At 45.8% G+C, this 20,437-nt stretch carries 16 protein-coding genes and 1 pseudogene; 6 read left to right on the forward strand and 11 right to left on the reverse strand.

Annotated features, from left to right (window positions below):
* Positions 1-46: 46 nt before the first annotated feature.
* Together B2P60_RS09585 and B2P60_RS09590 are read right to left on the reverse strand one after the other, a co-directional pair.
* Positions 47-691 carry a hypothetical protein gene (locus B2P60_RS09585; protein ID WP_286741042.1) on the reverse strand — a complete coding sequence of 215 codons (645 nt, stop codon included), beginning with the start codon at positions 689-691 and terminating at the stop codon, positions 47-49.
* A 108-nt stretch (positions 692-799) separates the two neighbouring features.
* A complete protein-coding gene (locus tag B2P60_RS09590; protein WP_286741044.1) occupies positions 800-1,552 on the reverse strand; it encodes a hypothetical protein in 753 nt (250 codons plus the stop codon).
* A 153-nt stretch (positions 1,553-1,705) separates the two neighbouring features.
* Between B2P60_RS09590 and B2P60_RS09595 the strand changes: the two genes are divergently transcribed.
* A complete protein-coding gene (locus B2P60_RS09595) occupies positions 1,706-2,308 on the forward strand; it encodes a LysE/ArgO family amino acid transporter (protein WP_286741045.1) in 603 nt (200 codons plus the stop codon).
* Between the two features lie 112 nt (positions 2,309-2,420).
* Here B2P60_RS09595 and B2P60_RS09600 read toward each other — a convergent pair whose 3' ends face one another.
* The 4 genes from B2P60_RS09600 to B2P60_RS09615 all read right to left on the reverse strand — a co-directional run bounded on the left by B2P60_RS09600 (position 2,421) and on the right by B2P60_RS09615 (position 7,174).
* A complete protein-coding gene (locus B2P60_RS09600) occupies positions 2,421-3,803 on the reverse strand; it encodes an NAD(P)-binding domain-containing protein (RefSeq protein WP_286741048.1) in 1,383 nt (460 codons plus the stop codon).
* Positions 3,804-4,120: 317 nt separating this feature from the next.
* Complete coding sequence (locus B2P60_RS09605) at positions 4,121-4,762, reverse strand: MarC family protein (RefSeq protein WP_198334982.1); 642 nt, start codon at positions 4,760-4,762, stop codon at positions 4,121-4,123.
* Between the two features lie 272 nt (positions 4,763-5,034).
* On the reverse strand, positions 5,035-5,895 hold the full coding sequence (gene nadC / locus B2P60_RS09610; protein ID WP_286741050.1) for a carboxylating nicotinate-nucleotide diphosphorylase: 861 nt from the start codon (positions 5,893-5,895) through the stop codon (positions 5,035-5,037).
* 235 nt (positions 5,896-6,130) lie between these two features.
* On the reverse strand, positions 6,131-7,174 hold the full coding sequence (locus B2P60_RS09615) for an NUDIX hydrolase (protein WP_286741051.1): 1,044 nt from the start codon (positions 7,172-7,174) through the stop codon (positions 6,131-6,133).
* Positions 7,175-7,524: 350 nt separating this feature from the next.
* Between B2P60_RS09615 and nadA the strand changes: the two genes are divergently transcribed.
* From nadA to B2P60_RS09630, 3 genes are all read left to right on the forward strand, one after another.
* The gene (nadA, locus tag B2P60_RS09620; RefSeq protein ID WP_286741052.1) at positions 7,525-8,664 is read left to right on the forward strand and encodes a quinolinate synthase NadA; all 1,140 of its coding nucleotides are present in this window, start codon (positions 7,525-7,527) and stop codon (positions 8,662-8,664) included.
* A 1-nt stretch (position 8,665) separates the two neighbouring features.
* Positions 8,666-10,582, forward strand: a complete 1,917-nt coding sequence (gene nadB, locus B2P60_RS09625) for an L-aspartate oxidase (protein WP_286741053.1) — start codon at positions 8,666-8,668, stop codon at positions 10,580-10,582.
* A 98-nt stretch (positions 10,583-10,680) separates the two neighbouring features.
* A complete protein-coding gene (locus B2P60_RS09630; RefSeq protein WP_286741056.1) occupies positions 10,681-11,592 on the forward strand; it encodes a lysine exporter LysO family protein in 912 nt (303 codons plus the stop codon).
* Positions 11,593-11,596: 4 nt separating this feature from the next.
* Here B2P60_RS09630 and B2P60_RS09635 read toward each other — a convergent pair whose 3' ends face one another.
* Both B2P60_RS09635 and B2P60_RS09640 read right to left on the reverse strand, forming a co-directional pair.
* Positions 11,597-12,856, reverse strand: a complete 1,260-nt coding sequence (locus tag B2P60_RS09635; RefSeq protein WP_286741057.1) for an FAD-dependent monooxygenase — start codon at positions 12,854-12,856, stop codon at positions 11,597-11,599.
* 221 nt (positions 12,857-13,077) lie between these two features.
* On the reverse strand, positions 13,078-14,376 hold the full coding sequence (locus B2P60_RS09640) for an FAD-dependent monooxygenase (protein WP_286741059.1): 1,299 nt from the start codon (positions 14,374-14,376) through the stop codon (positions 13,078-13,080).
* A gap of 623 nt (positions 14,377-14,999) precedes the next feature.
* Between B2P60_RS09640 and B2P60_RS09645 the strand changes: the two genes are divergently transcribed.
* Complete coding sequence (locus B2P60_RS09645) at positions 15,000-16,091, forward strand: PhoH family protein (RefSeq protein WP_230710651.1); 1,092 nt, start codon at positions 15,000-15,002, stop codon at positions 16,089-16,091.
* A 373-nt stretch (positions 16,092-16,464) separates the two neighbouring features.
* Here B2P60_RS09645 and B2P60_RS09650 read toward each other — a convergent pair whose 3' ends face one another.
* Entirely contained in the window at positions 16,465-17,619 is a 1,155-nt protein-coding gene (locus tag B2P60_RS09650) for an RNA-guided endonuclease InsQ/TnpB family protein (protein WP_286741060.1), read from the reverse strand.
* 55 nt (positions 17,620-17,674) lie between these two features.
* Positions 17,675-18,601 (reverse strand): annotated as a pseudogene (locus B2P60_RS09655) (IS30 family transposase).
* Between the two features lie 201 nt (positions 18,602-18,802).
* Between B2P60_RS09655 and ybeY the strand changes: the two are divergent.
* Complete coding sequence (gene ybeY / locus B2P60_RS09670) at positions 18,803-19,441, forward strand: rRNA maturation RNase YbeY (RefSeq protein WP_286741061.1); 639 nt, start codon at positions 18,803-18,805, stop codon at positions 19,439-19,441.
* Positions 19,442-19,483: 42 nt separating this feature from the next.
* On the opposite strand, the gene B2P60_RS09675 is transcribed toward ybeY, so the two are convergent.
* Positions 19,484-20,359: a mechanosensitive ion channel family protein gene (locus B2P60_RS09675; protein ID WP_286741063.1), complete on the reverse strand. Its 876-nt coding sequence runs from the start codon at positions 20,357-20,359 to the stop codon at positions 19,484-19,486.
* Positions 20,360-20,437: the final 78 nt, after the last annotated feature.

The following is a 20,437-nucleotide window of genomic DNA, read 5'->3' on the forward strand; positions in this document are numbered from 1 at the left end:
CTTGTTCAAACGTGTGCCCTATCGTTTAATACATATCATCTATCGTTCACAGTTTAATATTCTCAGTGGCGGAATTTTTATCACTAGCGTCTTCTGACCCCTCACTTATTTCTCTACTATGACTCAGTGATGGAACATCTACATCGGTTTCTGAATTATCAAAACGCTTTTGTAAGTACCTGTTAGTCACCAGTAGTTTTTGCCCGTCTTGATGGTAAGAAGCGCTCAGCAAGTCATCGAACTGAGCATTAATCGTCCCAAGCACCTCTAGTAACGCTTCTTTGCCCGTAACATCAGAGTGCTTAATTTTGGTCGTATCAGCACGAGCGCCCTCTAGGTCATGCAAGCGGCGATAATCCGCTACTGCCTGAGGTATGTGTGTATCCATTAAGTTTTGGATCATGATATAAGTCTCATTAACAGTGTCCTTATCATCAATTTCTCCATCATTATTGGTATCCCCATAAATGACCCGCAGTTTTTCGCCTTTTTGGTTGATTTGGGCAAGGGCTTCTTTGACCTCTGCGGGTAAGCTTTTTTCAGGAATGTAGCCCAACTGCGGCATTGCTTCATATTCAAGCATCTTAGGCGCAGTGACTTTTTTAATGCCACGATACCCGAGGTACAATCCCGCTGCTGGTAGCACCCCGTATAAGATAAACATCACGAACATCGCAGTGAGCTGGGTCATCAGATTGTCCTCTTATTATTATCAACATCTCTTCAATACCTTTGTATTAAAGGAAGCGTTTTTGATAAACCATTTTTAATCGCTTGTATTTAGTTAAGTGTAGAGACATTAGCTTTGCGTACGGCTTTTGACATAACGGTGCGTCGAGGCCAAACGGTTCATGACCGTTTGATGCAACTCATCTAGTAGCTCATCAAGCTCGTAATCAATCTCTAAAAACAAATCGGTCAGCATGTCGCCTGCGGTCATTTTTCCCTGCACCATGTTATTTTTGGTGCGGTGCGGACTAAAACGTTGCAGTTGCTCATAATGATATAGGGCTTCAGGTATACTCTCGCCTACAAGCTTATCGATCACAAATTGGCGCTCATTGTGCTGCTGTTGTTGCTGCTCATTCAGCTCATGACTCCACTCACGGTAGCGCTTTAACTTACCATTAATGCGGTCAAGTATCGCAACAGCCTCAATCGGCATGGCGTTTAGGGTGGCGGCATCAACCACATCAACAAGCTCAGTCATAATCGGACAGCGTCCATGTTTGAGATACCATAAGGTATCGGGGTCAAAAGGAGGTCTATTGCTCGGGCGCCTGTCGGCAAGATTGGCCAAATAGCGATCCGTCAAAGGCGTAGGTGAGCGAATATCATTTACTTGCGCTAAAGCATCACAAATACGGTCTGCACGCTCAGGCGGCGTAAGCGCAGAATGACCACTATTTGCTTGATGGCTATTATCATTGACGTCATCAACATCGGCATCATGGCTGACACTCACTGCCTGAGCCTTTTTAGCGGCTAACGTTGGCAGGTCATCTTGAGCTTGCCCAAATGACTGTAGTATTCTTGTCAGACTGACCACCATAACCTACCTTACTCTCGTCCAATGTATTCACGCTCTCACTTCATGCTTGTATTGCACACATTCGTTCAATAGCGTATCTTAACAGCTTTTTACGACTGTGCCAGTAAGCAAAATGTCAACTCCTCTACCCTTCAAAACGCCAACCACCTAATTATGAATGCGTCCGATTATCTGTCTGGATTCTTACTTGGGCTGTCGCTTATCATCGCGATTGGCTCACAAAACGCTTTTGTGCTCAAACAAGGGCTCAAGCGCGAGCACATATTTTTTGTGTGCTTGTTTTGCGCCGTGAGTGACGCATTTTTGATCACAGCTGGCGTCGGCGGTTTTGGCGTAGTAACGGCACGCTATCCGCAAGTTGTGGACATCGCAAAGTTCGCTGGTGTTGTGTTTTTGCTAGGCTACGGATTGCAAAGTCTGTACGCAAGTGTAAGCGTGTCACACGCGCTCACTGTCGAAGGTCAAGTTGTCACCAGCTTAAAAAAAGCCCTACTACTGTGCTTTGGCTTTACGTGGTTAAACCCTCATGTCTACTTAGATACATTGGTACTCGTCGGCATGGTTTCAACAGGCGCAATCAGTAAACTGACTTTTGCAGTTGGCGCGATTAGCGCCTCGTTTTTTTTCTTTTTTGCTTTGGGATACGGTGCGCGTCTGCTCAGGCCACTGTTTGCCAAGCCAAAAGCGTGGAATATACTCAACGCGTTAGTAGGTGTACTGATGCTATATTTGGCTTGGCATTTGTACCAGAGTTGATAGCATCAGCCATCCTAAAAACTGCTAGCTAACCAATAACACTGCTTAGAAAAATAAAAAAACCAAACACCGTTAAGTGTTTGGTTTTTCGTGACTGCTAACTGGCGACTATTTATGAGGCTTTTTTGCGCTTTTTTGGTTGTACAAATGCCAAGTTTAAAAAGTGCTCAAGCGAATCATCCAGCACATCGAGCCAAGGCTCTGGTAGCTCAGGCGCTAGCGTACCTGTAAGCGTAGAACGATAGGCCTTTTCTCTAAAGGTCATGATGTTTTCAGTTTTATCTTTTTGCCACTGCTTTAAAATATCGCCTTGCTTTTCTACCGCAAACTCTGGGTAATCGGTTGCATCGGTCAAGTCACGAATATAAGCGGCTTGAAAGTCAATCGAATCACCAACGGTGACACACTTAGCATAAGTCGCCAGCCATTTTTGCTCGTCAGCTTCGCGGGTCGCTAAACCAGGTAGCTCAATATCACCCATCATGACATCACGCGCAAACCACGCTTGCGCATCAAACATATTAAAGGTGAAGTACTGATCCTGCATTCCCAAATAAATCAGTTTTGGATTTGGCTGCCAAAAAACACCTTTATACAGGTTGGCTGGATACAAACAGTTGTGTGTTTGCAAACGTAGCTCATCAGGCATGAATGGGAAGTGGAATAAGTAGCCAGTACACATAATGATAGCATCAAAGCTTTGGCTTGTACCGTCGGCAAAATGCGCCACATCGCCTTCAAAATGCGTTACCAGCGGCACTTCTTTGATGCCTTCTGGCCACTCATAGCCAAGAGGCTGCGAGCGATAGCTGATGGTCACCGACTTGGTGCCATACTTGTAGCATTGGGTGCCAATATCTTCAGCAGAATAACTACTACCGACGAGTAGGATATCTTCGTCTTTAAACTCTAAAGCATCACGGAAGTCGTGCGCGTGGAGAATACGGCCTGGGAAAGCTTCTAAGCCTTCAAAATATGGCATGTTTGGCGTTGAAAAATGACCCGTCGCTACCACGACATAATCAAATTCTTCCACTTCTTGCTCATTGGTTTTATGATTCATCACCGTGACGGTGAACTTTTGCGTCTCATCATCGAAAGCGACCCAGCGTACGGGGCACTCAAAACGAATGTACTTTTGAATATCTTGTTTATCGATACGACCCATGATGTAGTCTTTTAAGACTTCACGCGGAGGATACGAAGGAATAGGATCACCAAAATGCTCATCAAAAGAGTAATCAGCAAACTCTAAGCACTCTTTAGGACCATTTGACCACAAATAACGATACATACTACCGTGAACGGGTTCACCGTTTCTATCTAAACCCGTCCGCCAGCTGTAGTTCCACATACCACCGATAGCGTTTTGTTTTTCGTAGCAAACTATCTCAGGTAAGTTTTTTGCGCCAGCCAAACGAGCCGCTTCAAAAGCGCGTAATTGTGCTAAACCACTTGGACCTGCCCCTAAAATAGCAATTCTTTTGTTACTCAAAACCAACTCCTGTAATATGAATGTCACTATACTATAACATAGTTTCACAAATCACATTTTTGGGCGAGAGGATTGATAACTAATGAGAGTTAACTCAGTCATAACTACCTTCTAAAGAGGGGGTGCGAGTTTTGTAACCGCATGGCATGTAGGAAAGAAGCATTATCTTGTTTGATAATATTTGAGGGGTGTTTTGAATATTTATGGTGTTTAACAATCGATGATAGACTGTATCTGCTTATACAGCCTAAAGAATTATGAAAATTAGAATTGAGAATATCACAGTAAGTTGTGAATAAAATAAATCAAAAAAACCCTTACACCAAATCCGGAAATAGGGTGCGCAAGCCATTCACGATAATTTCAATAGAGACGGCCGCAAGTAGCATACCCATGATTCGGCTCATAATATTCAGCCCAGTATCACCCAGTAAACGACTGATACGACCTGCTGCCATCAATGCCAAATAACAAAAAAAGCTGATAAATAACCCAGCAATCAATATGGCCGATACCTGCAAAATACCAGAGACTTGTGAAGAGTAAATAATAACCGTTGAGATACCACCTGGGCCAATCATCATCGGAATAGCAAGTGGAACCACTGCCGCTGCCATCGTTGGTGGCGAGTCTTGTACGTGATCAACATCAAAATTTTCTTGATCAGGCTTAACAGGATTACCCTCGCCATTCATCATGTTAAGAGCAATCAAAAACACCAAGATACCACCCGCTAACTGAAACGAGCCGATGGAAATACCGAGGGTTTTTAGCAGCGTCTCACCGGCCACGGTAAAAAAGCTAATGGTAATAAAAATTGTCAAACAAGCAACGCGCGCAACTTTGCGGCGGTTATTCATTGAATAACCACGGGTCAAATCCAAAAATAGCGTTAAGGCGCTAAATGGATTAATCAACACCATAAAGGCTAAGATTATTTTGATAATTTCAGTGTTCACTGAGCGCTCGCTTGTCTATTAATACCACTTATGCAAAAAGATAAGGTCATCGTGCGAGTGCAACGATGACCCAACAGGCGGTTAAAAATGGCATTGTAGCATAGGCAGATAAGCTAATAAAATCATTAACTTTGCCGAATTGCACCTATATACATTCTTACCAATAACTCAGCGCCAATAGAAGTTTCTGACAAGTGGTTCACTCACAAAATTAATAGTAAATTTCGTAGTAGAAATCCTACCCATTAGAGCGTAATTCAACGCTTCACATCCTACGCGCTAAAATCCAAACCAATATCTAACGCCGTGCTACTGTGGGTCAAATATCCCATCGCAATAAAATCAACGCCTGTCTGTGCAACCGCTTGTACCGTTGCAGGAGTGATACCACCTGATGCTTCCGTCTTAGCGCGACCTTGACACATTGCGACCGCCTTCGACAACACCTCGGGTGTCATATTATCCAGTAATACCAAGCTCACGCCAGCGTCTAGCGCCTGCTCTAGTTGTTCTAACGTATCAACTTCCACTTCAACGGGAATTAAGTGACCAGCAAAGTCTTGCGCTTGCTGAATGGCGGTTTTTATATCACCGGCGATGGCGATATGATTGTCTTTGATTAAAATCGCATCATCCAAACCCAAGCGATGATTGCGACCGCCGCCGCAGCGTACCGCGTATTTTTGTACGATACGTAGGCCTGGAATGGTTTTCCGCGTACAGGTAATTTGTGCTGGAAATGCGGCGATGCTGTCGACGATCTGTCTCGTATCTGTCGCAATGCCACTAAGATGCGTCATAAAGTTGAGTGCCGTACGCTCTGCTGTCAATAAATGGCGGGCATTACCGCGAACGGTGGCCAGTACGGCACCCGCTGCAACGTTTTGACCATCGTGGACTTGCGCCATAAATTCAATTTGTGCATCAACCAAAGCAAAAGATAAACGCGCTAAATCCATACCACATATAACACCTGCTTGCCGCGCCTTAATCTGCAACTGCGCTTGCATGTCAGCGGGAATGGTCGCTTGTGAGGTAACATCGCCGCGTCTGCCTAAATCTTCAGTTAATGCAGCTTCAACCAACGGTCTAAGCAATACCTCATCCAGTGCTGGCTCTTTTTTAACTGTCATCTTTTACCCTTATATCAGCCCATTATTTACATAAATTTTATTTAATTAAACTCAAAATGAGCATAAATATAGCGTAAAGTGATGAGCCTCGCAAGTGCCGTCCACTACTTTATGAGGCCAATACATATTTATCAGCCCTAAGATACAGTTAGGTCTCTATAAAAGAGAGACAACTAGAGCGGTATGAATTTTTCTTGCTTGTTTATTTAGAGTTGTCTATAACCGTATCGTCGGACTATTTGCGCTTAGGCAGTTTGCTGTCCATTAGTAAGCTTTGCAGTTCAATATCATGACGAAAGCGGTAAAGCTTGGCAGGACGACCACGCTGAGCGCTACTACTCTGTCCTGTTTCCGTCACGAGGTTTTGTGATTCGAGCAGGCGGCGGAAATTCTGCTTGTGCAAACGTACGCCCGACAAGGCTTCCACGCTTTGCTGTAACTGCGATAAGGTAAACACATCTGGCATCAAACCAAAGATGAGCGGACGGTACTCAATTTTAGCGCGTAGCCGTGAGATAGCCGTAGCAATCACGCGGCGATGATCATAATACATGGGTACGCCCATCAGCTGTGACCAATCCGTAGGTGAAACACCAGTTTGATAATTGGGTGGATAAGTCGGTGCTTCAGGTATGAGTCCTGCCTCATAAAGCATCTCATAGCGCAGTAACACATGCTCGGCCACCCACTCCCCACTGCCATACGCTGTATCGCTCATTACCTCATTGTCAGTATTTATATTTTGGGGGTCTCTATTCACCAAAGATGACTCACTTACCCCCCAGCATAGGCCGATACGCTGTCGCCGTCGCTGCTGGACGACTTCCTCTTCTGCCGTATTTGCCCAAGCCAACAACGCAGGCACAATAAAACCCATGATGATATCTGGTATACCATCTAAGTGATTCTCCCAAGGGAAGTAGTCGTACCAATCTCGCCATAACGCTTGGCTTTGTAGTTGCTGCGTCTGCGTCTCTTGCACCAACCCTAAATAGCTGACATAGACCAGTGCGTGACCATCGATATTGCGCCTATTGGTATCGACAAAGGTATATAGCTGCTCTAAATAACCCAGTGGCTGCTGCGTTTGCTCCTCAACCCATTGCCGCACGCCAGCTTGCAGCGAGCGATGCAACGGCATAAGTGGGCCGTTGGGCAGTAATTTGCCTTGATCGACCGTTAAAACCCGAGCCTTGTGTTCTGTAATGGCAACCAATACCGCGACCACTTCTGTCGTGCCACTACCTTGCTGATGTGCGTGTGAATAAGACAACGTCATGACTTTAGGAATTATCCTTTAACTTTAAAAATGTAAGAAGAAAACAATGCCACTAAAAATAATACAGCTAAAAACAATGAAATAAATAGTTAGCACCTGACTTAGTATAGCGTGAATCGTTAATTATCATAGCTTGCCCTTGTAAATATAAGCGGCTGGATACGATAAAAGGAAAACAATGACGAAGGGCGATTTTGTATAAATCAGTAACCACTGTCAGAGAGGCGATAAAAAAACACTTGTTTTTATGCTCAAAATGAGCATAATTAAAACAGTTTACTCTGAGCTATGTTTAATTGATTCATTTTAGCGGCATGTAGTTTGTCGTTATTGCCCCAAAGGTTGCCCTTATGAAAACTTATCCGTATGACGCGCCCGTCATGAGCACGGACAGTCGCATTGCCACTCAAATGAATATCGACTACGCTAAAGCCAAGATACCAACCGATTTGCCACGTACCGAGCGCCTGGCGGTTGAAGAAAACATCAAACAGTTATTAAAGGATAATAACGCCGTACTGGTCGCTCATTATTATGTCGATCCTTTTATTCAAGATTTGGCGTTAGCAACGGGCGGCTGCGTTGGTGATTCGCTTGAGATGGCACGCTTTGGTCAAGCGCATAGCGCGCAGACGTTAGTGGTCGCTGGTGTGCGCTTTATGGGAGAGTCGGCCAAGATATTAAGTATGGAGAAAACCGTGCTGATGCCAGATTTGGAGGCGGAGTGTTCGCTTGATTTGGGCTGCCCTGCTGACGAGTTTTCCGCATTCTGTGACGCTCATCCAGAGCGCACGGTCGTTGTCTATGCCAATACCAGCGCTGCTGTCAAAGCACGGGCTGATTGGGTAGTAACCTCATCCGTTGGTATCGATATCATTCGTCACTTACATGCGCAAGGCGAGCCTATTATTTGGGGACCTGACCGGCATTTAGGGAAATATATCGCTCGTGAAACTGGCGCAGATATGCTGCTTTGGCAAGGCTCATGCTTGGTGCATAACGAGTTTAAAGCCACTGAGCTGATGCAATTAAAAAATGAGCATCCAAACGCAAAAGTGCTGGTACACCCTGAGTCGCCTGATAGTGTCGTTGAGCTTGCAGATGTGGTTGGCTCGACCAGTAAGCTATTGCAAGCAACTTATGAGATGGACGCCGATACCTTTATCGTCGCCACCGACTTGGGCATCTTACACGAGATGCAAAAGCGCTCCCCAACCAAACGCTTTTTGGCCGCGCCGACGGCTGGTGAGAGCGCCAGTTGCAAAAGCTGTGCGTTTTGTCCTTGGATGGCGATGAATGGCTTACAAGGTATTGAGAAGTGTCTGACCACTCATAGCGGCGAAGTATCGATGACACCTGAGCTAGCCGCAGCAGCCAAAAAACCATTACAACGCATGCTCGATTTTGCCGAGTCACAAAAACAGCGAGTGGCCGCTAGTGGGGACATCGTTAAAGACCGCGAGCTGTTTGCCAATGTGGGAGCCGCCTAAGATGAGCGAGGCGTTTACAGTTGATACAACGAACGATTACGATAGCAGACAAACAGACGTCCTCATCATCGGGGCTGGGCTTGCCGGTTTAAGCACCGCCTTATCTTTGCCACAGTCGTTAAAAGTCACGGTATTAAGCAAAGCCGCACTGGATGTCTGCTCAAGCCACTATGCGCAAGGCGGTATCGCCGCAAGCTTAGACAAAAATGACTCTGTCACTGACCATATTGCGGATACGCTAGTCGCTGGTGCTGGGTTGTGTGAGGCTGATCACACAACCAGCATTTTAAGCGCTGGACAACAAGCGATTCAATGGCTGTGCGATCAAGGCGTGCCTTTTACGCAGATTCCTCAGCAGGATAATTCACACAAGTCTTTAAATGGATTGCACATTAGTGACTTACATTTAACCAAAGAAGGGGGTCATGGATGCCGCCGAGTGGCACATGCCGATGATGCCACTGGTCAGCATATTATGGATACATTATTCGTCAAAGCATACGCGGCGGACAATATCACCATCCTGCCCTATCATGAAGCGCTGGACTTACTCACATCGCCATTTAATGTGAGTGGCTCTCTAGATGACGATGCTAAGTATTGCCAAGGCGCGCTCGTTTTTGATCATATCAATCAGCGTCAGCGTATCTTTTATAGTCGCGCCGTCGTACTGGCCAGTGGCGGCTTAGGGCAATTGTTTAAACGCGCCAGCGCCCCCAATGTCTGTGTCGGAGATGGGGTAATGATGGCGTGGCGAGCAGGCTGCCGCTTAGCAAATCTCGAGTTTATCCAGTTTCATCCGACAGGCTTAGCGCTTGCCGACAGCAGCTTTTTGATATCTGAAGCACTGCGAGGTGAAGGCGGCCGTCTGTATTGTCCGCAGACAGGGGCGCGCTTTATGCTAGATATCGACGCTCGAGCCGAACTGGCCCCGCGAGATATCGTCGCCCGTGCCATCGCTGAGCAAATTCACACAAACGGTCTTGGTTATGTCCATCTTGACGTCAGTCACTTGCCCGCGACATTTTTACAAGCGCATTTCCCGCAGATTGACCAAACGTTGCTAGCGCTTGGTATTGATATGACGACAGAGCCGATTCCGGTTGCACCCACCGCGCACTATAGCTGCGGCGGCGTGGTCACATCTGCCCATGGTTTTACCGATGTGGCAGGGCTATATGCCGCTGGTGAAGTTGCTTACACTGGACTGCATGGCGCCAATCGCTTGGCAAGCAACTCTTTACTAGAGTGCGTGGTCGTTGGCCGTAACATCGCCGCTGATTTGCCGCGTTATTTAAGAGAATTTACAGCGTCAAATACCGCTCTATATGAGGACAAGGCAGCCAAAAAAACTTTTTCGATTTGGATGCCGCCAATCCTTAAAAACACACAACCTGTTATTTTGCCAACTTCTACCTCATTGATATTTGACTCGTCTGTTTATAACGCGGCTGATGACAGTAGCCATTCTGACACTGATGTGACCAAAATAACCACCGCATTAAAGCAACTGATGACCACTAACATGGGAATTACGCGTCATGCTGAGTCATTAGAACAAGCGCTGATACAAATACAAAAATGGCAGCAGTGGCCTAAAAACCCTACGTTCAGTCAGTTCCATGCCTGTGACCCAAATAGTGCTACTGCCGCTGATAGACTTGCCCACTTACAATTAGCAAGACAGTTGCAATTAGCAACCTTGATTATTCAGTCTGCTTATCAGCGCATTGAGAGTCGCGGCGGCCATTATAGACAAGATTATCCTGATATGGCTTGTCAGCCTAAAGTAAGTGTCATTACTCCTTTATCGATCAGTCGGCCTTGCAGGCCTTATGAAAATCACACACTTGAGGCGGTCAATCAAGACAAGACTCAACCAACTAAGCGACTACAAACAGCCATGAGCGCCTTATAAACTTGCAAAAACAAGGGGATTTTCATCTACTCACACCAGTATCTACGGCCTAATATGATACAATCGTCGGCTTGTTAAAAACTGATGAGCCTGCCGATATGCAAAGCCTAATTACTCTTGTTTTGGTATTAATGCCCATGTTTATTGGCTTTGCCATCCCGTCTAATCCCACCATGACGAAGGTTGCGGATAAAGGCTTGTCTTATTTGGTGTTTATCATCTTAGGACTGATCGGTATTGAGCTATCGCACGTTGAAGGGCTTGGCAATCAGCTGGGCGAAATCACGCTCTATGTCACCGTACTATCAATATTGACCGTAGGCACGGGGTTGTTTGCACTCATGCTCTTTGATCGTTTGCGTCCATGGCATGCCAAAAAACCCAGCGTAAAATCAAAAGAGCACCGCGTCAGTATCCGCGGTAGCCTCGCGCAAGTAGTATGCGTGGCGATTGGTATGGTAATCGGCTACTTCTTACCTGAAAATTACATGCCCCCTGAAAACACCATGACCGTTATGCTGATGATATTAATTTTGCTGGTCGGTATTGGATTAAAAGGCTCAGGCATTACCCTAAAAGAAGTGCTACTGAACAAGCGCGGTGTCGAGATGAGTGTCATCTTTACGCTGTCGGTATTGGTGGGCGGGCTTATTTTTGCGCTGTTGTTTACGGAGGTATCGTGGACCAAGGGCTTGGCGCTGGCTTCGGGATTTGGTTGGTACTCACTATCCGCGATTGTTATGACCGATGCTTATGGAGCCGTTTGGGGCAGTGTGGCGTTATTTAATGACTTAGTACGTGAGTTTTTTGCATTACTGTTTATTCCTGTCTTTATGCGCAAATATCCATCAGCGGCGGTCGGGCTTGGCGGCGCGACCAGTTTAGACTTTACTTTGCCTATTATTCAGCAATCAGGCGGTCTAAAAGTCGTGCCATTAGCGATTAGTTTTGGTTTCCTAATTAATATTGTCTCACCCGTACTCATGGTACTATTTTCGGCGTTGGGGTAACCCTCTAAACCCCACTCGCCTGCTTAGCAAACAAGCGCATCAGTGGCTTTATTTTGCCAACGCGATACATCCCTTCACTGCGTATTTGCTGCACGGGACGCGTTTGAGCAAGCGACCCTGCAAACAGCCAGTTAAGCGCCGAAAAGCTGTGCATCATCAGGCTATTATGCGGACGGCGTAAACGCTCATAAGCACGCAGCGTTTGATTACTGCCCCAAAGCTTCCCGCCACTACGAGCAAAGTCATGCGCTAGTTGCTCACTTAACGCCTTCACATCAAGCATGCCCAGATTTAACCCTTGACCCGCCAGCGGATGGACGCCATGGGCCGCGTCACCGATTAATACCAAATTATCCGCGACATAGCTTTTCGCTTGTTGCGCTGTCAAAGGAAAACTGGCGATGGATTCAATTTTCTGAATAGCACCCAGCTCATAATGACTAGCAGCAGCCAGTTTGTCCGTGATAAAACGATCCTCTTCCTCTATCAATGCCAATGCCTGATTGCGCGGCAGTGTCCATACTATCGATTGCCAATATTGTGGATTGGCCTTATCGGCATCTGTAATATCGGCTAACGGTAATAACGCTAGCGTGCCCGTCGGTAGCATGGCTTGGCGGGCGGTCGCTTGATGCGGTTTTTGGGTTTGGATCGCACAGCAAATCGCGGTTTGATGATAATCTAAGGTATCGAGTCCAATCCCAGCTTGCTGACGCACAAAGGATCCACGGCCATCAGCGCCCACCACTAGCGCCGCTTCAATTGCTGCACCATCGTCTAAAGTCACGCGGTAGCCTTGCTGCGCGCCCAACCAATCCATATTGACAACTTTTTGCCCAGCGATAATGGTTAGGTAGTCACTGATATCCTCGCTGTATAAACGTTGCCATAGTGCGTGTTCAATGACCGCTGGCTCCACCATACTACCGAGCAGTTTTGCGTCAAGGTTTTGATCATTACTATCACCAAACAACAACTCACCCATGCCATTGAGCTGCCATACCTGCATTTGCGAGTAGTCCGCTTTGCGCTTGGAGGCGGCAATTTTTTGCCACGCGCCGACCTCTGTTAGTAAGTGAATACTGGCTAAGCTTAGCGCATAAACACGGGCGTCACGTTTGCTCAATACCGCTTGCCAAGCCGATTCATCACGCGCAGGACGTGCGTCAATCAACGTCACTGGCATTTTTGCTTGCGCCAGCTTTAAAGCCAGTGTGGCACCAACAATACCGCTGCCAATAATGAGTGTATGGTTATTTTTCATGGAACATCCTTTGTAGAGCGATAATCTGCTCATCATATTTATGACTGCTAACTTGAGGCATCCGCGTATTTTTTGTAACTACAGTCCATTCTATTTAAAAACAATACAGTTTGAATGGGAGGAGTTTTTCGCAGCCTCTGTCACGCTTGCAAGCAGCAAGAAAAGTGTATCCCATTAGCACGCTGCTATTAACGTATCGATTTTATTTGCAACTGACGATATTACGATTTCAAACCCATCGCATAATTCGCTACCAGTGGCTTGATGTTTGGCAGTTTATCAAAGGCAACCAAAGCCATGTTTCGTGCCAGCTTCACTGCTGGGTTCGGATGAGTAAAGCCATGAACCACGGCATCACAGAAGCGAATGACCCGTTTTTGATCGGTTTGACGCGCCTGCTCATAGCGTTTTAATAACTGCCTATCGCCAATATCTTCACCTCTGAGCACTTGCGCACTCAGCATTTGCGCCAATACGTGGGCATCGCGCATACAAAGGTTAAAACCTTGCCCTGCCACAGGATGCAAGGTATGAGCGGCATTGCCCATGATGACACAGCGCCCCCCCACTTGTTTGTCTGCCAGTACGCGAGTCAGTGGATAAGCGCCGCGGCGACCCGCAGCCACAAACTTACCAGCACGTTGCCCAAAGCCCTGCTGTAGGGTCGCCAAGAAGTGCGCATCGTCCTCTAAATACTGCGTCTCCTCACCTTTAGGACAGATCCACACGACCGAACGTCTGTATCCTTTTTGGTATTCATCATTGCCATCGCCCTCTGGATCCGTCAATGGCAGCACGGCAAGCGGACCGGCTGGGCTAAAACGCTCGATTGCCACGTGCTCATGTGGTTTATCCGTCTCGACCACGCCAACGATCGCCGTTTGCTCATAATCATAAGTCGTCGTACCAATATCTAACAGCTGACGCACCGTAGAGTCGCGCCCATCACATGCAACCAAGACACTGACTTGCAGTTGCTGCTCATGCTCTTCTTCGCCGTAATAGCTAAAGCTGAGCGTCACTCCATCTGTTTGCTGCGTAACTGCCGTCACATTGGCATGATCGATCAAAGTAATCAGTGGCGACTGCTGAGCCGCTAACAACAGCTTGCGTCCGAGCCAAGCGTTTTCCATCACCTGTCCAAATGATTCTACTTTTTCTTTGGCCTTACTCAGTTGCGCGCGGCCAAAGCTACCTTGCTCACTAATCTGTACCGCATCGATGCGGCAAGCATGGCTTTGTAGCTCATCCCACAGTCCAATCTCTTGGTAAATCTGTACGGTACGCCGCGATAGCGCGGTATTGCGACTGTCCAAGTAATGACTGCGAGTACTGTCATCGGTTGGACTGATGGTTGGATAGCTGTTTTTTTCCAGTAAAGTGCTGGCAATCCCATGATGTGCTAGCAGTAGGGCAAAGGACAAGCCAACATGACCACCACCCGCGATAAGCACCTGTTGCTCAGTGATTGCCTGTCCGTTTGTCGCATTCAATAAATTTGAATCAGTATTTTGCGTCATTATTATTCCTATTATAATCGGTTGGGCACGCTCTTTATAAGCAATGAATCATTGGTGGAACTTATTTTTATCCTCTGATTTTAGCATTTTACTTATACTTTAAATTCAATAATAAAACGCTGTTTTATGCCCAATAGATTACCACAAATTGCCTAGCATGCCCTGCTCTTAACGATAGACACAGCACTTATTTGATCTTATAGTAAGCCATGATCGCACTGGTAAAGCCAAGCAACTCAATATCGTTAATGTATTGGCAGGAGCCGCGCTCTATCGCTGATCGTCACATCTAAACAGTCAATGACACGTGATGGCACGCGCATTCACTTACTCTATAAAAGTGACGATATCGGTTGCAATTGCCATACAAAAACAGCGCCATCTATCTAATATATGGCTTGAATTTTAGAAACCATCTACCATAATAAAGGCTAGATGCTTGCTTATCCCCCTCCACAAAATCAATAAGAATGTTACCGTTATTTTTATCTTTATTATTTAAAACCCATATCACATAACTGACTATTTTATCTCTTCAGCCCGTCACGCAATCAGAACTGAGCAAACAAAACTGATCAATAGTCACGGGCATACAACACAAGGATAATCGCTTGACTGATTCCATGAGCCGCCGTATAAAGTTTGAATCATTAACCCCAGCACAGCTCAAAACCGTGCTTGGTGAATATAACAATCACATGAAATATATCCAAGAACGCCTCGATATCAAAATCATTCAACGCCAAGGCGACTTCTGCCTTAGTGGCGATGTAACGAGTGTTGAGCGCGGTGAACGTATTATTTATAAGATGGTAGACGAAGCACAAAACACCAAAGACATCAGCGCAGAAGAGTTGCATCTGATCATCCAATCGAGCATCTCGCGCGATGAAGATAGGGACGCCGATGAGCAAAACTCTGATGGTGCAGAAGAGGAAGACGACTTAGAGGCCGCCAGTGAGTTTACCCCCGTTAGCTTACGCACTCGCAAAGGACGCATCGTCCCTCGCGGTGGCAACCAACAACGCTATGTAAAAAACGTCCTCAGCTCTGATGTGTCATTTGGTATTGGTCCTGCTGGTACGGGTAAGACGTATCTGGCAGTCGCTTGTGCGGTCGACATGCTTGAGCGTAATGAGATTGAGCGGATTTTATTGGTGCGTCCAGCGGTAGAAGCTGGGGAAAAACTGGGCTTCTTACCGGGTGACTTGACGCAAAAAATTGATCCTTATTTACGTCCGTTATACGACGCACTGTATGAGATGCTCGGCTTTGAAAAAGTTGGTAAAATGATTGAACGTCAGATTATCGAAGTCGCGCCGCTGGCCTACATGCGTGGTCGTACGTTAAACAACTCATTTGTCATTCTAGATGAAGCGCAAAACACCACACCAGAACAGATGAAAATGTTTTTGACCCGTTTGGGTTTTGGCTCACGTGCGGTCATCACAGGTGACATCACGCAGGTCGATTTGCCCCGTGGTCATAAGTCAGGTTTGGCACAGGCAATGGATATCCTAAGCGGTATCGAAGAGATTCATATCACCAAGTTTGACTCAAAAGATGTGGTACGTCACCAGTTGGTACAAAAAATCGTCGAAGCTTATGATGTGTTCGATGATGAGCAAATGGCGCTACAAGAGAAGCGTAAATTTGAACGCCTCAAAGAACAAGAGCGCAAACAAGCCATCACGGATGCTGCCGCTAAATTATAAACTCACTGGCGCAGTGCTCTAATTGTAGAAACCTAAAACCGGATTACCAGTGAGTAGTCCGGTTTTCTCTTGTTAAGCGTTGGTTGGCGGTAGTGAGATTTGCTACTGGCAGCCTACCTGCAACTTGGTTATAGTGGCCTTGGTAAAATACCCAAAATATTTGCGGCATTCGTGCTATTCAAGCACAGCATTCCATCAGACAAAACCGTTCCAAAAATCTTACTCAAACCTAATCAATATTAACTATTGGATAGGTTTGACGTTTTCTTTCTGCTTCATTGTCACGCGCTACTTCTCGTTTGAGACTTAGACTGACCACGACTCCACAGACTTTTTTAATTGGCGATGGAACTCACCGTCCAATAAAACGCGGTTATGCGGCTGTTAAGATGACAGTCGCGTTATTTAAAATATTGATGCTGGCGTTGAGGTCGCGGTCATGTTTTGTCTGACAGCTAGGACAGATCCAGTCGCGCATCTTCAACGTCAGCTCATCTTTACCAAGGATATGATTGCAGTTTGTACAGGTCTTGGAGCTGGGATAGAAGCGCCCAACTGACTTTACCGTCTTGCCTTGCTCATTGGCTTTGTAGATAAGCTGTCGCTTAAATTCAAAGAAACCCAAATCACTGATCGCCCGTGACAATCTGCGGTTCTTGACCATACCTTTGACGTTTAAATCCTCAATTGCCATCACATCGAACGCTTTAACCAAATCAGAGGTTATTTTATGCAAAGAATCTTGCCTAATGCATCTGATCTTGTAGTGCAAACGAGAGAGCTTGGTTTTCGCTTTTTCTCTGTTTTTACTACCTTTCTTCTTGCGACTGAGCGCTTTGTTTAGCGTTCTTAGTTTTTTAAGGTTTGCTTTTAGTGGCTTTGGTGCTTTGATTTTAGTGCCGTCTGATAAAACCAATAAATCAGTAATACCAAGGTCTATACCTACGATTTTTCCAGTTCTAACCACTTTTTTAATCGTATCGTCAATCTCAACGGCCACACTGACAAACCACTTACCGCCCCGCTTGGAGATGGTGGCTGACATAATCTTACCGTCAAAACGTAGCGGCTCTTTCATACGAACCCAACCTAGATTTGGGATACGAATGGACTTAGCTTTAATGGCAAACTGATCGTTGGATAAGCCAAACCTATCGTCACGACCTTTTTTACGCGCTGTTGGATATTTGGCAAGCCCTTTAAAGAAGTTCTTGTAAGCATCACCCAGCTGCATGATAGCCAGTTGCGGAGCGCACTTGGTCACTTCTAACATATAAGGGAAAAATTCACGCTTAATGGCATTCAATTCGCGTCTGAGCTTTGCCTGTGAAGGCTTATTTAGCTTTTTGGTATCCATCTCAATACCAGTCGCCAAACACGCATCACGATACGCCTTATCAAGCGCATACTGCCGTTGCCACTCATACAAAGCCCAGTTATAGGCTTTCCGCGCCACGCCGCAAGCACGAGCAAAGTGATTTGCTTGTACGTTGTTGGGTTTGAGTTCAATGATGTGGCCACGGATCATAATGCTTGTTTAACTTCTTTTTATTAATGCCTAGATTAACACACCAAGTGCAACGCTAAATAATATTATAGAATACTTGATTAGGTGTTCTAAACCCTAAACGTTTTCTCGGTCTGTTGTTTAGCTTGTTCTCAATAGCTCGTATCTCATCATCACAGACTTGTCTAAAATCACATCCTTTAGGCAAGTACTCCCTGATGAGTCCATTGGTATTCTCATTAGTTCCTCGTTGCCATGACGCATAAGCATCAGCAAAGAAGAACCCACTATAGATTTTTTGCTTAACACCCTTGTGATCTGCAAACTCTTTGCCATTGTCAGACGTAATGGTCTTAACCTGTAGCCTGATAGGCGTTAAGAGATCTATCATCGCCCCTGATACCTGCTGAGCACTCTTTTTAGTCACACGCTTCATCTTAAGCAGCCCAGTTCTGCGCTCAACGAGTGTCACCACCGCTTGTTTGTGATGTTGACCAATAATAGTATCCGCCTCCCAGTCACCGATACGTGCCTTCTCTTCTACTATCTGGGAACGCTCATGGATCGAGACTCTATCATTGATACGACCCCGAGTCTCAGTAGTTAGTCGCTTGCGATAAGGTTTGGCTTTGCGTCTAAGACACTGCCATAACCTGCCGCCTTGTTTCTTGTCACTCCAGATATAGCGATAGATGCTCATATGGCTAATACCACCATGAAACCCTGCTATTTGTTCAGGACTTCAGCCGTCTTTAAGCTTGTCTACAACCCAGTCCCAAACGTCAACGATGATCGTTATAGCGTTGCTTGCCCGACGACCTTTAGCCTTGTTATCGGCATAATTGGCTCGGTAACCGCGCAGGCTTTTATTACGCCTAAGCTCTCTTGATATGGTGCTGGGACTTCTACCTAATGCATCAGCTATAAATTTAATGCTATGTCTTGCCCCCTTTAGGGCATAAATCTGATATCGTTCACCTAGGCTTAGATGTGTATAGTTCATGGTTGCAATCTCACTTTGGTCGGTGGATATAAACTTTGATGCTAACGCATCTAGGTCTTTTTTTCACCTCGCATTTGATATTGCACTTCATGTGTTAATCTAGGATGTGGAAATTACTTATTTTGATTATAAATGACTAAGATTGGTTATATTTTAGATAACTGTTTCGTAACCCCACAAAACAATAAAAAGGATAATGGCATGAGTCAGTCTAACGATGAGCATCATGACACACATAACGACCCACACAACGAGACAGATGCTGCAATTATCAGCAACAACGCAAGCTTAGCGGCACTCGACATCAGTGCTGCTAATAGTATTGACGATGAGATCCTTGATACCTTTTACCATCGTGAGCACTTACTGCCCGTCATGAGAGCAACTTTAGAGTACGTCAATGCGCGCGTCAATAACGGACTGATACTCCCCTATTTTGAGGATATCGACCCTGAACTGTGGCAAGCAAAATCTAAAGCGCTAGATTTGTACGTTACTGATGGTACTGAAGGACGTGCATTAAATCTAGAAGCGCGCGGTAAGGATTATGCGACCAACATCTTATCTTACCCAAGTGATCTTCCCATTGCCGTCATTGAGCTGATGCCCACGTTACCACTCGGTGAGCTTATTGTCTGTCATGAAGTGATGGTGCGTGAAGCCAAAGAGCAAAACAAAACCGTGGCGCAGCACATTAGCCATCTGTTAATACATGGCATGCTGCACCTACTGGGTTTTGATCACGAGCTTGGACAGGCCGAACAAGATGAGATGGAAAGCTTTGAGATTGATATTTTGGCAAGTCTGAACTTACCCAATCCCTATATTCCAAATACTTAAGCCAAGCGCAGCCAGTCCTTTTAATAATTTTATCTAAAGCAACTAGTCTTTGGTCAAAGGCAGTTTTTGGGCTTGACCCATTTGGTTAATCATATGATCCAAGCCTTTGACATGGACGCTGCGCTGCGGGAATGGGATCTCAATCTTCTCGTCATCCAACGCGTACTTAAACTGCTCTAGTAACTCACACTGCATCGTCCACCAATCAGCGTTGGTTGTCCAAACGTTTAAGGTAAGGTCCACTGAATTATCGCCCAGATTGGTCACTCGCACGATCGGCTCAGGGTCGGTAAAGGCCAGCGGATTATTTTTTGCCAAACTCAGCATCACTTCTTTGGCGGTTTTGATACTGGCGTCATAACCAATACCAACCGTAATATCGACGCGGCGATTAGGTAGCGCTGTATAATTGACCACAGCTGAGGTCGTAATATCGCTGTTAGGGATGATGATGTCGTGATTGTTTATCGTCGTCAGATGCGTGTTCACCAAAGTGATCTCTGTCACCGTACCAGTATAGCTGCTGATCTGCACGTAATCACCGCGTACAAATGGGCGAAAGGTCACAATCATAATGCCAGCAGCAAAGTTAGACAGCTGATCTTTTAGTGACAAACCAATAGCAACCGCAGCACCGCCCAATATCGCAACGACAGAGGTGGTCTGTACGCCAACTTTGCTCAACGCGGCCAAGGTGACCACAACCAATAACACACCATATAAAAGACGACCTAAAAAGCTAGCAACGGTATCATCTAAGCGGCCACGTAACATCACCTTATGGGCCACAGCAACCGCCTTTTTAGCCAGCCAAAGCCCAACGACGAATATTAATATGGCCAACACCAATTTGGTTGTTAAAACGACCGCACTGGCAGTTAGGGTGGCGATGTCTACGGTAAAACCTAAAAATTCCATACTGACTCTTTATTCTATAAGTGTATTGAGAGATTCATATTAATAACTTTTGGTGTCTATCGTTTCAGCCATTGGCAT

It is taken from the genome of Psychrobacter sp. UBA3068 (genome assembly GCF_002366815.1).
GTDB classification, from domain to species: domain Bacteria; phylum Pseudomonadota; class Gammaproteobacteria; order Pseudomonadales; family Moraxellaceae; genus Psychrobacter; species Psychrobacter namhaensis.

Coding starts and splice junctions, on each gene's coding strand:
- B2P60_RS09585 (WP_286741042.1), bottom strand. CDS start 691: ATGACCCAGCTCACTGCGATGTTCGTGATGTTTATCTTATACGGGGTG.
- B2P60_RS09590 (WP_286741044.1), bottom strand. CDS start 1,552: ATGGTGGTCAGTCTGACAAGAATACTACAGTCATTTGGGCAAGCTCAA.
- B2P60_RS09595 (WP_286741045.1), top strand. CDS start 1,706: ATGAATGCGTCCGATTATCTGTCTGGATTCTTACTTGGGCTGTCGCTT.
- nadC (WP_286741050.1), bottom strand. CDS start 5,895: ATGACAGTTAAAAAAGAGCCAGCACTGGATGAGGTATTGCTTAGACCG.
- B2P60_RS09615 (WP_286741051.1), bottom strand. CDS start 7,174: ATGACGTTGTCTTATTCACACGCACATCAGCAAGGTAGTGGCACGACA.
- nadA (WP_286741052.1), top strand. CDS start 7,525: ATGAAAACTTATCCGTATGACGCGCCCGTCATGAGCACGGACAGTCGC.
- nadB (WP_286741053.1), top strand. CDS start 8,666: ATGAGCGAGGCGTTTACAGTTGATACAACGAACGATTACGATAGCAGA.
- B2P60_RS09630 (WP_286741056.1), top strand. CDS start 10,681: ATGCAAAGCCTAATTACTCTTGTTTTGGTATTAATGCCCATGTTTATT.
- B2P60_RS09635 (WP_286741057.1), bottom strand. CDS start 12,856: ATGAAAAATAACCATACACTCATTATTGGCAGCGGTATTGTTGGTGCC.
- B2P60_RS09640 (WP_286741059.1), bottom strand. CDS start 14,376: ATGACGCAAAATACTGATTCAAATTTATTGAATGCGACAAACGGACAG.
- B2P60_RS09645 (WP_230710651.1), top strand. CDS start 15,000: ATGAGCCGCCGTATAAAGTTTGAATCATTAACCCCAGCACAGCTCAAA.
- B2P60_RS09650 (WP_286741060.1), bottom strand. CDS start 17,619: ATGATCCGTGGCCACATCATTGAACTCAAACCCAACAACGTACAAGCA.
- ybeY (WP_286741061.1), top strand. CDS start 18,803: ATGAGTCAGTCTAACGATGAGCATCATGACACACATAACGACCCACAC.
- B2P60_RS09675 (WP_286741063.1), bottom strand. CDS start 20,359: ATGGAATTTTTAGGTTTTACCGTAGACATCGCCACCCTAACTGCCAGT.